Raw genomic sequence first — 14,179 nt, forward strand, 5'->3', positions numbered from 1 at the left:
TAAAAATAATCGGAGGTGCACTCATGAAATATGGAATGGTTTACTACCATAATACAGATAATCTTGGGGATGATATTTTAAGTTATTCCGGAAAACAGTTTCTTCCTCATGTTGACTATTATATTGACCGTGAAAGTCTTGATGTATTTTTACCTGAAACAAAAGAATATGTTGCAACTATTTTAAATGGCTGGTATCTTCACTATCACTATACTTTTCAACCCTCACCTTACCTTATTCCATTATTCATTGGAACCCATTTTAGTAAGGATCAGAAAATATTTAATGATTACTCCTATTTAGACGGAAATGTTTCTGACTATTTACAACAACATGCACCCATTGGTTGTCGTGACCTTCATACCATGGAAGTACTCCGGCAAAAGGAAATTGACAGTTATTTTTCCGGATGCCTTACCCTAACACTAAAAAAATTCCCGGATGTAACTCCAAATCATAGCATTGTTTTAACAGATGTTTCTGATGAAGTTCTTTCCTATATAAAAGAACTTTTTCCTGATAAAAATATTGTATGTAAAACACACAAGCTAGAACCACAGGAAGTCGGTCTTTCCTGGTCTCAACGGGAACAGCGTCTGGAAGAATACCTGAAACTTTATCAGGGCGCAGACCTTGTTATTACAACACGTTTACACTGTGCGCTTCCTTCTGTTGCGCTAGAGACTCCTGTTATTTTTCTTGGAAAATATGATACTGATTTTTACGAACGACTGTCTAGTTTTTCTGATTTTTTTACCTGCTGCAATGAAACAGAATTATTAGCCGGAAACATAAATGATATGTTACTTCATCCTACGAAAAACACCGATAGTCTTCCTTTGAGAAATAGCATGATAGAACGGTGCAACCAGTTTATAAATACAGTAGACAACCAAACCCCGGATTGTTCCCTGCTTCCGGATTGTTCTCTATACCGTTCTCTCTATATAGACCGTACACAGCATATGCGCAACTCCTTGTATCATATGTTAGAGATTCGTCAAGAACTGGAAAACCAAATCCAAAAGGATGCTTCTACGCTAGAACGTGTTCTTGCTATTTCCAATTCCCTTCTTACAGAAAACGATAGACTACAAAAGGAGTTAGAGAATCTCTCCTCTCACTCCTAATGTTCGTTTATGATTGTGATATTATTACTGTATTTAGTGGCACCCTGCACCTGTTTCTTATCCACATACCATTTTACAAGGACATCTGTACGGTGCCACTGTTCTACGATACGTTTCATATCTGTGCCTATTACTACAACTTCTTCAAACTGTTGATAAAGCTTCTCTTTCATGTCCCATACCAAATACATTGGTTTTTCCATATAGAAAGTTTCTATATGCATCCGGTCCAACTCTTGTAAAACATCTTCTTCATATTGTTGTACAACTAATCAGACCTCATAATGCTTTTTCATGTTTCGGCATAATTCCAGCACTTTTTCCCTCTGTTTTCCTACTGTATCTGCCACTATTAATATTTGCTTCTCTGAAACTTTTTTCCAATCTTCTTCTGGTAAAACAAGCGGACACATATGCGGTCTTTCTAAATCCGTTTCTTCTTTGTTTATCTGCTCAAGTAAAAATAATTCCCTTACCTTTATACTTTTTGCAAACACATATTTTTGCAGACTTTCATATATCTTCTTTCTATTTTTACAATAACTAATAGAAACTATACAGATAGCATACATAGAATAACCTTCTATAATTTCCCGCAGGTTATCTTCTTGTTTCCCCGCATTATATTCCACGCGCTTCAATAAGTGTCTTAATCTTCTCAAATGCTTTAAGGTACTTTCTGCATCTTTCTGGCAAATGTGCTTTTCTGTATTTCCGTTTTCTTCTCCTCTGGAAATATTACTTATCTCACAAAATTCTCTTGCCCAAAGCTTTTGTTTTATCTCACTATTGGAACAAATTGCATGAAATTCCTGCATTTCGCCTCTTGTGAGATGCTGTTTTAAAATATCAGAAAGACTTTTTATCAACTCCTCCATTTCCTTCTGATTTTCTGTAACACGAGGGATATACTCAAAAGGATATACATCCTGATATTCCGCTACAAACTTCTTCCGCCACCTGTCGTAATCTGCCAATCTACTGAATTTGTTATCATGATAGCACCAATATCCCTCTTGCTTTGGTACAACAACCTTTCTTCCTTGACGATGAAATTCATAACACTGGGATATATCATAGTAATCCCATCCCTGAAACAAATCTTCTCTCCATGGAATATCATATTGCGTTGCTATCAATAATCCGTCCACTGCATCTACTTCACAAATACCATGTTCATATTGACAGCAGCTACCTAAATTATGATAAACTTTTCCGGTATTCCAACTATCTATCGGGAATCCGTCTTTGGGCATTCTTCGATGTCCAACACATCCCACCATACCGATTTGAGAATCTGCTTCAAACACCTTTAACAACTCATATATAAAATCGGTATCTATAATAAAGGTATCCTGATGCAAATATACCTTATATTTTGCATCGCTTTCTCTCATGCCCATATTATAGCCAGCTGCCATAGACACAGCATTATAAACCGGAATGATTTCTATGTCATATCCTTTTGGAATTTTCAAGTTTCTTAAGTAAAAAAGACATTCCTCTGTTTCTTGCTTGTCATTACTGCACATGATAAACGCAATTTTTTTCTTATTCTCTTCCAGCTTTTTTATACTCATAAATCTGCCTCATCATTACTTCCGATACATCTTTTTTTGCAATATAGGACTGTACCCATTCTACTGTTTTTTCCAACATTTCCTCATAATTCCACTTTGGTTTCCAGCCTAATTTGCTTTTTATCTTAGAACAATCCAGTTTCAAAAAGTTAGCTTCATGAGGACCACCATCTCCTTGCTGTACCCAGTTCAGCGTTTTCCCTGTCAGTGAGTTCCAGCATTTACAAAATGTACCCACTAACTCACCGGTAGTAACACAGGAATTTTCATCCGGTCCCACATTATAATGACCCGCATATGCCGCATCCTTATACTGCTTTTCTGCAATCATTAAATATGCGAAAATCGGCTCCAGTACATGTTGATATGGTCTGGTGGAATGAGGGTTTCGAATCACAATATCACAATTATTTTCAATGGCTCTTACACAATCCGGAATAATCCTATCTGCTGCAAAATCCCCTCCGCCAACTACATTACCTGCTCTTGCGGTAGAAATTGCTGTTTTCCTATCGGCAAAAAAGGAATTTTTATAACTTTCTGTTACCAGTTCAGAACAGGACTTACTGTTAGAATATGGGTCAAATCCGTTTAATTCTTCATTTTCCCGATAGCCCCATTCCCACTCTTTATTTTTATATACTTTATCTGTTGTTACATTTACTACTGATTTTACCGAATCTGTTAATCGAACACATTCCATCACATTTACGGTTCCCATTACGTTTACATCATAAGTGTAAACCGGATTTTTATAGGATTCCCGCACAATTGGCTGCGCTGCCATATGAATTACAATCTCCGGCTGCACACGTTCAAACACCTGCTGCAAATGTTTTAAATCCCTAATATCTCCTTCTACCGAATGGATATACTGTTCCATTTTGCACAAGAAAAACAGGCTTGGATCTGTTGGCGGTTTTAGTGCATATCCTGTCACATCTGCTCCTAATTCCTTTAATACCTGACACATCCATGCCCCTTTAAATCCTGTATGTCCTGTAATCAATACTTTTCTGTTCTTGTAAAATCCCGTATCTACCATATCTATTTCTCCACTGCTTCTATTATTGTATCTGCCATGTAATCCAACATTTCTGTATTCATTCCCGGATATACTCCAATCCAGAAGGTATCTCGCATAATTCTGTCTGTTACTTCCAAACTTCCTACTATGCGATATCCTTCTCCGCTCTTACGCATTTCATCAAAGCATGGCTGCTTTGTTAAATTTCCTGCAAAAAGCATTCTGGTCTGTACTCCATGTTCTTCTAAGTATGTAACAATTTTATTCTTATCAATACCTTCTTTGCATGTAATCATAAATCCAAACCAGCTTGGATTTGAGTTCGGACACGCCTCCGGTAATATCAATTTTTCACTAACACACTGCAATCTTTGAGATAAATGCGCAAAATTCTTTCTTCTTGCCTCTACAAAAGACGGAAACTTCTTTAACTGTGCGCATCCGATTGCCGCCTGCATATCAGTTGCCTTCAAGTTATATCCAAAGTGAGAATATACATATTTGTGATCATAACCTAACGGCAACTCTCCGTATTGCTTGTCAAATCTGTGTCCACACATATTGTCTCTTCCGGAAGAGCAAATACAATCCCTTCCCCAATCACGCATAGAACGGATTATCTTATTTAATAGCGGATTATCTGTATAGACTGCACCACCTTCTCCCATTGTCATGTGGTGTGGTGGGTAAAAACTGGAAGTTCCGATATCTCCAATTGTTCCGGTAAATTTTTGCACTCCGTCTATCTCATATACACTTCCTAATGCATCACAGTTATCTTCTATCAGCCACAGGTTATGTTTGTCACAAAATGCCTTTACTGATTTCAAATCAAATGGATTTCCTAATGTATGAGCAATCATAACCGCTCTTGTTTTATCAGAAAGTGCATTTTCTAACTGTTCCACATTGATGTTATACTGTGGAATGGTAACATCTACAAATACCGGTACTGCTCCATACTGAAGTATAGGAGTTACCGTTGTTGGAAATCCTGCTGCAACCGTAATAACTTCATCTCCCGGCTTTACTCGTCTTTCGCCCAACAGCGGAGAAGTAAGCGTCATAAATGCCACAAGATTTGCAGAAGAACCAGAGTTTACAACGGCACAATATCTTATTCCTAAATACTCTGCCATCTCTTTTTCAAATTGCTCTGTATAATGACCTGCTGTAAGCCAAAATTCCAAAGAACTGTCTACAAGGTTTACCATTTCTTCCTCGTCATATACTCTTCCGGCATAGGATATTCTATCGCCCTTTTTATACTCTTTTTTCTTATGATAAATACGACAATATTCTGCCACTTCAGATAATATTTTCTGTCTTGCCTCTGATTCATTCATTCCTTCAAACATCTTTACCACACTTTCCATGGTGCTTGTCCGCTCGCCCATAATTCCTCTAATTTTTCTTTGTCACGCATTGTATCCATCGGCTGCCAAAATCCATTAAACTTATACGCACCAAGCTTTCTGTCTTTTGCAAGATTTTTTAATGGTTCCTGCTCAAAATAAACATCTTCCTCCGGAATATAATCAAATACTTCCGGTTCCAATACCATATAGCCTGCATTTACCCTGGTAGCATCTTCTTTGGATTTTTCACGGAAACTTGTAATTGTATTGTCTTCATCAATACTTAAAACACCAAATCTCTGCTCTACCAATGCAGCTGTTAAGGTTGCAGCTTTTCCGCTATTTTTGTGATACTGTACTAAATCATTAATATCAACAGAACAAACCCCATCACCATATGTCATCATAAAGGTTTCATTTCCTATGTACTTTTGAATCCGCTTAATTCTTCCTGCGGTTAAGGTATTTAATCCCGTGTCCACAACGGTCACTTTCCAGTTTTCGGTTTCTGTGTTATGTACAATCATTTTATTATGTTCTGAAAAGTCAAATGTCACATCACTATTATACAAATAATAATCAGAAAACCACTGCTTTATTATGTGCTGCTTATATCCACAGCAGATAATAAACTCATTAAATCCATAATGAGAGTATTCCTTCATAATATGCCATAAAATAGGCTTTTCTCCTATTTCAATCATTGGCTTTGGTTTCAAATGACTTTCTTCTGATATTCTGGTTCCCAGCCCCCCGGCTAAAATTACTACCTTCATACGCTTTCTCCATTTCTATTTTCTTTTGCAAAAAATTTTTCTAAAAATAATGATACTTCATATACATCTTTAATACTGCCTTTTTCTGCTCCAATCATCTGATTATTTATAACGATACTTTCGTTATATTCCTCTTTTGACCGGTTCATATCTTCCTTCTTTACACTCTCCGGTATTAAGCACTGATAATAAAAATTATTATCAAACCATTCCAAAAGTTCCTCGCCCTGAAGAGATACTGCATAGCGAATTCGATGCAGAATAGAATCAAACAAAATATTTTTCTTATCATTTTCTCTTATGATTTTTTCATACATCACTTTTGCATCTGCTTCTTCCAAAACTTGTTCCGAAATTACACCTATCGAAAATGCATACATAATACAAGCATATAATCCTGCAAATTCTGTTCCTATAATCGGGAATAGTCGCTCCATATATCCCTGCACATGCCAGCCCTGTGAAAATGTTTTCTGCATTTTCTTTTCCATCGTTTCCTGTTCTAAATCTGTGTTTCCACTTCGACAGTTAGCACCGATAGATGCATTGCTGATTCCGGTAATGGTAAGCAGATTGTCTATAAATCCTAATTCCTGCTCCACATTTGCAACTGTCACTGCCATACACATATCCTGAGAAATACCTGCCCACAATACGCCTGTCTTTTCATATAACGTTGCCAGATATTCTCGTCGTATTCCCGAATTATGATATATCTGTGGTAAATAATACATATAGGCATACTGCGTAAAGGCATTCTGAAAGATACCCTTCGTAGCATATTGGAATATATTTGGGCTTCCCTTTTGATATGTGTTTTCCACATTTAAGACAGCTTTTCCTGAACCTTCCATAATATTATTATCTACCTCTGCCCATTTATAAAACGCCTCATGCCATAACCATACAGGTCTTTGCGGACACTCTGCAAGAATACTGTCTAACTCCTCCAATGCCCATGGTAATATACCGTCATCTGCGCCCATGGAAAGCAAAAACTCTCCTTCTGCCTTCAAATACCCATATTCAAAGTTCTTCATCAAAGAAAGATCTCTGGGTGCCCGATAATACTTAATTCTGCTATCATTTAATTTTTGACAAATCTGATAGGTAGGTGTATCTGCTCCCCATGCTCTGTCTGAATTGTCGCTTATAACAATTTCGTATTCCCCTTGAAAACTTTGATTCAAGCAGGTTTTTAAGGTGTAATATAAGGTGTTTCCTGCATTTCTGCAAGGAATAATAATGGAAAAACGACAAGTTGGTTTTTTATATAAATCTTTCTTTACTTCTTCCTTTGATGTTAGATAAATATTGGAAATATACGCAAGATAATCTCCATACCTTGCTACCGCCATATTCTCTTCCATATAATCGGCTTCCACGTCCGTTAAACGCTCGAATTTCGGTTTCATACGATTGTCCATTGCAGTCTGATCTAAGAGAATACCGCTTCCCAATATCATAACTACTCCGCTTGGACTGTAAGAGCGTTCTACATATTCTAACAATTCTTTCTTACTATCTCTTCTCCCTTCCGGAGCTTCAAGATAGTAAACGGTTGCCGTCATATAATCCTCTTTTTGTGCTATGGATTCTACACTTTTTAATACTGCATCCTTTATATCTTCGCCTTCTTCCCATAAAACAGGAGCAGAAAAGACAATTGCCTGTTTTTTCAAGCTTTTTAACGCTCTTGCAATTAACTGACACTCTTTTTCCTCTGCTTCATTGGACGCCATAACTACAAAAGTTTCTTCTATATCACTAAGCAATCTTTCATAGTAATAACCCACATTGAATTTCTTCAATATCCATTCATGTACCGGTGCTTCTGCATCAGACAGACGATTTATCACTGTTTGCCACAACAAATACAAATAAATATTTCCACTCATATAATATAAGTCTCTTAACCGTTCTATTTGTTCCTGCTGCCACTCCTCTTGTTTTTCCATTTCTAAAACAAGTTTCTTACGCTCTGCATCCATGGCATGGTTTTTATCTTCGCCTCCATGAAAATAGAGATTCATTTTATTTTCTTTATAACGATATCGCTCGCTCTCTAAAATATCTCCTTTGTATTTTGACAGTTCACTTAACATTTCAAAATACTCGTTTACATTATCATAATCATACCACGGTGCACATTTATCTGATAAAAACTCAATAATCTCTTCTACCGGAGTGCCCTTTTTCAGCATAACTTGTGCTTTTACCAGATACCACTTTAACCTTACCGGCTTTATCTGAAAGGTCTCTTCCAGTAACGCTTCTGCTGTTTCTATCGCCATTTCCGGCAAAGAATTTTCAATGTTATTCAACACCTGATAATATTCTTCTGTTTGTGTTTTCATAGTTACATTCCTCTTATTCTTCCAATCACTTTATGGTTGTTCTAAAAAAAGATTGTTGTATACATTTTTTATTTTCTTTTATTACAATATTGCCTGTTTCGTCTCGAATTACCAATTTATCATCACCGATTTCTTGCTTATATACAACCGCATCCACACCGATTGCCACTCTATCGCCGACTTTCTCATCGCCTATAATCTTGGCTCCTGCCGCTAAAAACAATCCTTTTCCCAACTCCGGTGTCAAACTCTTTGCGCCATTTCCTCCGGTATTCACTGTTACATTCTGAGATACATATAAATAGTCCGAATATTTAGCATTTCCTAATATAGTACCTACCGGATGTCCAAAGAAAAAAATATCCGGTAGTGCACACTTATATGATACGAATATACTGTTTAGCGTTCTGTTCAATACGATAATTTTATCACAAATATTTTTATTTTCTGACTCCTGCCACAGGCTATTCATAAAAAAGTATAAGAACTGAGAATACTGATCCGAGTGCAAATGCGAAAAATAGGTCTGTCCCTTTTCATCACTGTATGCCGCATTATTAATATGTTTAAAACAATTTTCTGTTCGTTGTAATGCCAAATCTAAGGCTATATCAATATCTCTTCCCTTGTAATATTTCTCGGTCAATCCATCCGGAAAAAAGTTTTCTAATTGTTTTCCCATATAATTTCTCAGTTCGTTCTTTGTCAATGCTAATATCATAACATTCTTACTTCCTTTTTCGCTCTATACGTTATATATATCTGTCTTATACTTATCTAAATTCTCACGAAGCCATGCAATGGTCTCTTTGATACCTTCTTCAAATGTATACTTTGGTGTCCAGTTTGTTAATCTCTTTATTTTCTCATTGGCACCAAGCAAACGATTAACCTCGCTTTTTTCCGGTCTTAAACGTTGCTCATCACAAATAATCTTTGCGCTTGGATTGATTTGTCGAATAATTTCCTGCGCCAAATCTCCAATAGAAATTTCCTGCTGTGTTGCAATATTAATCTCTTCTCCGATTGTCTTATCCGATTCTGCAATGGCAATAAATCCTGCTGCAGTATCCTTTACAAAATTGAAATCTCTGGTTGGTGTTAAGGACCCTAACTGGATTTCATTTTTTCCTGCTAATAACTGGGTTATAATGGTAGGAATAACCGCTCTGGCAGATTGTCTTGGACCATATGTATTAAACGGTCTGACAATTGATACCGGAAGATTAAAGCTACGATAAAAACTTTCCGCTAATCTATCTGCGCCAATCTTTGTTGCAGAATATGGAGACTGTCCCTGAAATGGATGTTTTTCATCAATGGGAACATACTGTGCTGTACCATATACTTCTGATGTTGATGTAACCATAATTCTTTCTGTTTCCAGCTCCCGTGCTGCCTGCAATACATTTAGGGTTCCTTTAATATTAGTATCTACATAAGAATCCGGAGAATGATAACTAAATGGAATTGCAATCAAAGCTGCAAGATGGAACACTCCATCTACTCCTTTCATTGCTTCTCTTACTCCATTCGGGTCTCTTACATCTCCACTGAAAATTTCTATCTGGTCTAATTTTTCCTTTGGTAATGTATCCAACCATCCCCATGTATTAAAGGAATTATACATAGTAAATGCCTTTACATCATATCCTTTTTCTAATAAACTTTCTGTAAGATGACTTCCGATAAACCCATCTGCACCTGTAACTAAAACTTTTTTCATCTAACCGTCTCCTAACCATTTATATCATAAAAGTGTTTCTTTAATACAATACCCTGCTTCAAATATTTCTTTATTACCTCTATAATTCTTTTGGAAGTATCAACTCCCTCATAAGGATTCATGCTCTGCTTTGCTTTTTCTCTGCCCGCATCACTTAACGCTTCTTTCATCGCACTTTCTATTTCACTTTCTTCCGTTCCGCAATGAATAACACTTTCTGCCCGAACACGACCCTTTTGCCGTTCTCCTATATCTACTGTCGGTATTCCAAAAGACGGAACTTCAATAATCCCGCTAGAGGAATTGCCTACTACTGCCACACAATATTGTAAAGCACTCAGATAACGTAATTGTCCCATTGAAGTAAAGGCAATACTTCTGTTAGAATTTTCTAAAACAAACCGGTCGATCATTTGATTTATAACTCTTCCATCTGTATCTGCATTTGCCTTTGTAAAAATGATTTGCAACTCTTTATGTTTTTTCAATACTGTCAATAAATTCGTAAACTGGTTTTCTACCGTATCATTTTCCAATGTTACCGGATGATATGTAACCATTACCGTTGCTTTGTCAAAAGAAAATTGTATAGATTCTTCCAACTCTTTTCTAGACAATAACGAAAGAGACTTTACATTTTCAACTCCCAAAGCTCCTACTGAAAATACTCGTTCTGGTTGTTCTCCCAACTGAATAATTCTCTTTTTATAAACTTCCGTGGATGCAAAATGCAACATACTCATTTTGGTAATAGAATGTCTTATTGCCTCATCAATCGCTCCCTCTGTTGACTCGCCTCCATGAATATGTGCTATTGGTATTCTATGAACCATTGCTGCTGTAGCTGCCACCAATATCTCATATCTATCCCCCAGCAAAACTACCATATCCGGTTGTTCTTCTGCATATACATCTGCAAAACCTATCATTTCAACTCCCATAGATTTTACAATACTACTAGGGGTATCTGCACTTAATAGCATTTCAACCTTATGTCCTATCTCATATCCGTCATTCTCAATCTCTCTATACGTCATTCCGAATTCAGGAGACAAATGCATTCCGGTAACAATCAAACATAACTCTAGTTCATCATCTTTACTAATTTTATTGATTACGGGCTTTAACAATCCATATTCCGCTCTCGTTCCTGTTACTACACATACCCTTTTCATAGCTCTATCATTTCATCCGCCTGGAAATCCCTATTCGCTTTTTGACCAATTACCTTGTCCCATAACATTGGAGACAATCCGGTTCCTGGTCTTTTCGTAGTAATATTGGATTCACAGAAGTTTTCCCCTTTCTTAATTGGTATTTTTGCCACAATACTTTTTCGAACAATAGGAATATTATCTTTCTCTGATGCAGTAGGTGTCTTTTCCTTTTTTCCTAAAGCTTTTTCCACATTTCTAATTGCCTGAACCATTTGTTTTAATTCTTCGGGTTCTAAACTTGCTTTATGATCTGGTCCTTCCATGTTCCTGTCTAATGTAAAATGTTTTTCTATTACAGTTGCTCCTAAGGCTGTTGCTGCAATAGGCACTTCAATCCCTTGTGTATGATCTGAATACCCAACAGGCACTTTTAATGCCTCTCTCATTGTTTGCATTACATTTAGATTTACATCTTCCATAGGAGTTGGATATTGAGTATTACAATGAAGTACAGATATGTCTTCACTTCCACTATCTTTTAATACCTTTACTGCATCTTGAACTTCCTGTATTGTACTCATTCCAGTAGACAAAATTACCTTTTTTCCCAACTTTCCAATTTTTCTAAGATACGGAAGATTGGTAATCTCTCCGGATGGAATCTTATACACTTCCATTCCTAATTGTTCTAGCAAGTCAATGCTTTCCAAATCAAACGGAGTAGATAAAAATGCAACATTCTTTTGCTTGCAATACTCTATTAATTCTTTATGCATATCTAGCGTTAATTCCAATTTCTTCAACATATCAAATTGCGTTTCCTTCTTATCAGTTGTCTCCATCTGATACTCTGCTTTTTGAGCATTTTTACATACTAAGCTTTCCGCTCTAAATGTCTGAAATTTAACTGCATCCACTTTCGCTTCTACCGCTACATCAACCAGTTTTTTTGCAATATTGATATCTCCATTATGATTGACCCCTGCTTCTGCAATAACAAATACTTTATTCATGTGCCTTTAATCTATCTCCTATTCTAACAATTCCTTCATAATCATACTCTAATACTTCCAATACTGTATCGCCTGTTTTTATTATCAAGCCACCATCTGTCTTTCCCAAAACCTGTCCCTCTATATTTTTGTATTTATGAGCTCCAGGTATCATTCTAGCTTTGTTTATACTAATCTTTTTTCCCTCTATCCACGATATAGCTTTGGGACCCGGAAAACATAACGCACGAATGAAGTTGAAAATTTCCCGACTTGTCTGACTCCAGTCAATTACTTCATCCCCTTCCTTTCGTATTCCGCAATACATTCCTACTGCATCTATTTCAGATTGCCTAATTCTTTGTACCTTTCCCTCTTGTATTAACTTTACCGCCCTATAAAGTACATCAGCGCATCCACTATATGCGCGCATTAACAAAGTTCCATAATCATCTTCATCAGTAATTGGATATGTTTCCTGTAATATAATATCGCCTGTATCTATCCCTTCATCTACATAATGAACTGTTATTCCAAATTCTTTTTCATCATTAATTAGAGCCCAATTTAATATATTTCTTCCTCTATAAAACGGTAATTTTCCTGCATGACAGTTAATGGTCTTATATTTTGGAAGATTAATTGTCTCTGTTTTAAAAATCTGATTAAATGACATTGAAACAAATATATCTGCTTCATATTGAGAAATAAGACTTTGAAATTCCTTTGAATTAATATTTTTATGAACAATTACCGGTATATTCTCCTGTTCAGCCATTTCTTGTAATACTTGGTCCTTTTTATCATATCTTAAAACCACAAAAACAATCTCTAAGTCTTTATCAGACATAATCTTTTTAAAAGCCTCATGTGCCCACTTTCCATCTCCAAAATAGCCTATTTTCACTACAAAACACCTTCTTTTCCTATATTATTAAAATATCTCCTTCACAGTTGAAACAATATATTTCAATTCTTCCTCTGTAATTCCTGTGGAACTTGGTAATGTTAATACATGTTTCCAAAGATTGTCTGCAACTTTCATTTCTGACCGTTCTTCATTCACATACGGTTTCTGCTGATGTACCGGTTTCCAGAATGTTCTTGCTTCAATTCCTTTTTCTTTCAGAAGTTCGCAAACCTTTTTCACTTCATACTTATCACTCAAAACCAAACCGGAAAACCAGCATGCACTTTCTGCCCACTCTACTTCCGGGAAGAAAGAAATATCTTTAATTCCACTTAAATGTTTACTGTAATACTCTCTTATGTATTTTTTCTTTTCTACGAATTCGTCTACACGCTCTAACTGTGCACAACCCACTGCTGCCTGAATATTTGTCATTCTATAATTGTATCCTACCATATCATGCTCGTATTCGATACCGCATCTTGCAGTAGTTGCCAGATGATGTGCCTTTTCAATGATTTGCTGATTTGCGCTAACAAGTGCGCCGCCTCCGCCACAGGTAATGGTTTTATTGCCATTAAAAGAAAATACCGTAACATCTGCGATTTTTCCAATATTATTTCCCTTGTATCTGGCACCAATTGCCGCTGCTGCATCGGCAACCACCGGAAGGTGATATTCTGCTGCAATACGCTTTATCTTATCCATATCTGCCGGCATTCCCAACGTATACACCGGCATAATTGCTGCAATTCTTTTTCCGCTGGACTTGTGATAAACTTTTCCGTCTCTTACCTCTGCCTTTTCCTGCAATTCCTGTGCCAATACATCAGGGTCCATGGTCCATGAATCCTTTGCAATATCAATCAGCCACGGCTGTGCCCCACAATGCATTACTGCATTCGCTGTTGCAATAAAAGTAAAAGAAGGAATACATACCAGCTCGTCCTTTTCCACTCCAACTGCTTTCAATGCCATATGTAATCCTGCGGTTCCAGAAGAAACTGCGGTTCCAAAATCTGCTTCTGTAACCCTTACCACTTCCTCTTCAAACTTGCTCACAAATGCACCAACGGAAGATACAAACGTGGTATCTATACACTCATTTAAATATTTTCTCTCATTTCCTGTTAAATTTGGTTCTGCTAAATGTATCATTTTTCTTC

The 14,179-nt window shown here is 36.6% G+C and carries 13 protein-coding genes; 1 reads left to right on the forward strand and 12 read right to left on the reverse strand.

What is annotated here, in order from left to right:
- The first annotated feature begins 23 nt into the window (after positions 1 to 23).
- Positions 24 to 1,130, forward strand: coding sequence for a polysaccharide pyruvyl transferase family protein (locus tag KQI83_RS14935; protein ID WP_216559704.1), 1,107 nt, complete (start codon positions 24 to 26; stop codon positions 1,128 to 1,130).
- Here KQI83_RS14935 and KQI83_RS14940 read toward each other — a convergent pair.
- From KQI83_RS14940 to KQI83_RS14995, 12 genes are all read right to left on the reverse strand, one after another.
- Entirely contained in the window at positions 1,127 to 1,333 is a 207-nt protein-coding gene (locus KQI83_RS14940; protein WP_216559706.1) for a hypothetical protein, read from the reverse strand. The genes KQI83_RS14935 and KQI83_RS14940 overlap by 4 nt on opposite strands.
- Before the next feature lie 69 nt (positions 1,334 to 1,402).
- Complete coding sequence (locus KQI83_RS14945; RefSeq protein ID WP_253295647.1) at positions 1,403 to 2,710, reverse strand: glycosyltransferase family protein; 1,308 nt, start codon at positions 2,708 to 2,710, stop codon at positions 1,403 to 1,405.
- Positions 2,682 to 3,755 (reverse strand): CDP-glucose 4,6-dehydratase, encoded by a 1,074-nt coding sequence (gene rfbG, locus KQI83_RS14950; RefSeq protein WP_216559708.1) that lies wholly within the window; start codon positions 3,753 to 3,755, stop codon positions 2,682 to 2,684. Before rfbG ends, KQI83_RS14945 begins: the two co-directional genes overlap by 29 nt.
- A gap of 2 nt (positions 3,756 to 3,757) precedes the next feature.
- Positions 3,758 to 5,095 carry a lipopolysaccharide biosynthesis protein RfbH gene (gene rfbH / locus KQI83_RS14955; protein ID WP_216559812.1) on the reverse strand — a complete coding sequence of 446 codons (1,338 nt, stop codon included), beginning with the start codon at positions 5,093 to 5,095 and terminating at the stop codon, positions 3,758 to 3,760.
- Between the two features lie 2 nt (positions 5,096 to 5,097).
- Positions 5,098 to 5,871, reverse strand: a complete 774-nt coding sequence (gene rfbF / locus KQI83_RS14960) for a glucose-1-phosphate cytidylyltransferase (protein WP_216559710.1) — start codon at positions 5,869 to 5,871, stop codon at positions 5,098 to 5,100.
- Positions 5,868 to 8,228: a glycosyltransferase family 2 protein gene (locus tag KQI83_RS14965; protein WP_216559712.1), complete on the reverse strand. Its 2,361-nt coding sequence runs from the start codon at positions 8,226 to 8,228 to the stop codon at positions 5,868 to 5,870. Before KQI83_RS14965 ends, rfbF begins: the two co-directional genes overlap by 4 nt.
- A 25-nt stretch (positions 8,229 to 8,253) precedes the next feature.
- Positions 8,254 to 8,949 carry a hypothetical protein gene (locus tag KQI83_RS14970; protein WP_216559714.1) on the reverse strand — a complete coding sequence of 232 codons (696 nt, stop codon included), beginning with the start codon at positions 8,947 to 8,949 and terminating at the stop codon, positions 8,254 to 8,256.
- Between the two features lie 24 nt (positions 8,950 to 8,973).
- Positions 8,974 to 9,954 (reverse strand): NAD-dependent 4,6-dehydratase LegB, encoded by a 981-nt coding sequence (locus KQI83_RS14975; RefSeq protein ID WP_216559715.1) that lies wholly within the window; start codon positions 9,952 to 9,954, stop codon positions 8,974 to 8,976.
- Positions 9,955 to 9,965: 11 nt separating this feature from the next.
- Positions 9,966 to 11,129, reverse strand: a complete 1,164-nt coding sequence (gene neuC, locus KQI83_RS14980; protein WP_216559717.1) for a UDP-N-acetylglucosamine 2-epimerase — start codon at positions 11,127 to 11,129, stop codon at positions 9,966 to 9,968.
- Positions 11,126 to 12,124, reverse strand: coding sequence for an N-acetylneuraminate synthase (neuB, locus tag KQI83_RS14985; protein ID WP_216559719.1), 999 nt, complete (start codon positions 12,122 to 12,124; stop codon positions 11,126 to 11,128). The genes neuC and neuB overlap by 4 nt, the downstream gene beginning before the upstream one ends.
- Positions 12,117 to 13,010, reverse strand: a complete 894-nt coding sequence (locus KQI83_RS17150) for a methionyl-tRNA formyltransferase (RefSeq protein WP_330622450.1) — start codon at positions 13,008 to 13,010, stop codon at positions 12,117 to 12,119. The genes neuB and KQI83_RS17150 overlap by 8 nt, the downstream gene beginning before the upstream one ends.
- Positions 13,011 to 13,037: 27 nt before the next feature.
- A complete protein-coding gene (locus KQI83_RS14995) occupies positions 13,038 to 14,171 on the reverse strand; it encodes a LegC family aminotransferase (RefSeq protein ID WP_216559721.1) in 1,134 nt (377 codons plus the stop codon).
- Positions 14,172 to 14,179 lie beyond the last annotated feature (8 nt).

The organism is Roseburia sp. MSJ-14, assembly GCF_018918225.1.
Lineage (GTDB): Bacteria > Bacillota > Clostridia > Lachnospirales > Lachnospiraceae > Petralouisia.

Bases quoted from the DNA above. Each gene is read 5' to 3' on its own strand.
- KQI83_RS14935 (WP_216559704.1), top strand. From the start codon at position 24: ATGAAATATGGAATGGTTTACTACCATAATACAGATAATCTTGGGGAT.
- KQI83_RS14940 (WP_216559706.1), bottom strand. From the start codon at position 1,333: ATGGAAAAACCAATGTATTTGGTATGGGACATGAAAGAGAAGCTTTAT.
- KQI83_RS14945 (WP_253295647.1), bottom strand. From the start codon at position 2,710: ATGAGTATAAAAAAGCTGGAAGAGAATAAGAAAAAAATTGCGTTTATC.
- rfbG (WP_216559708.1), bottom strand. From the start codon at position 3,755: ATGGTAGATACGGGATTTTACAAGAACAGAAAAGTATTGATTACAGGA.
- rfbH (WP_216559812.1), bottom strand. From the start codon at position 5,095: ATGTTTGAAGGAATGAATGAATCAGAGGCAAGACAGAAAATATTATCT.
- rfbF (WP_216559710.1), bottom strand. From the start codon at position 5,871: ATGAAGGTAGTAATTTTAGCCGGGGGGCTGGGAACCAGAATATCAGAA.
- KQI83_RS14965 (WP_216559712.1), bottom strand. From the start codon at position 8,228: ATGAAAACACAAACAGAAGAATATTATCAGGTGTTGAATAACATTGAA.
- KQI83_RS14970 (WP_216559714.1), bottom strand. From the start codon at position 8,949: ATGATATTAGCATTGACAAAGAACGAACTGAGAAATTATATGGGAAAA.
- KQI83_RS14975 (WP_216559715.1), bottom strand. From the start codon at position 9,954: ATGAAAAAAGTTTTAGTTACAGGTGCAGATGGGTTTATCGGAAGTCAT.
- neuC (WP_216559717.1), bottom strand. From the start codon at position 11,129: ATGAAAAGGGTATGTGTAGTAACAGGAACGAGAGCGGAATATGGATTG.
- neuB (WP_216559719.1), bottom strand. From the start codon at position 12,124: ATGAATAAAGTATTTGTTATTGCAGAAGCAGGGGTCAATCATAATGGA.
- KQI83_RS14995 (WP_216559721.1), bottom strand. From the start codon at position 14,171: ATGATACATTTAGCAGAACCAAATTTAACAGGAAATGAGAGAAAATAT.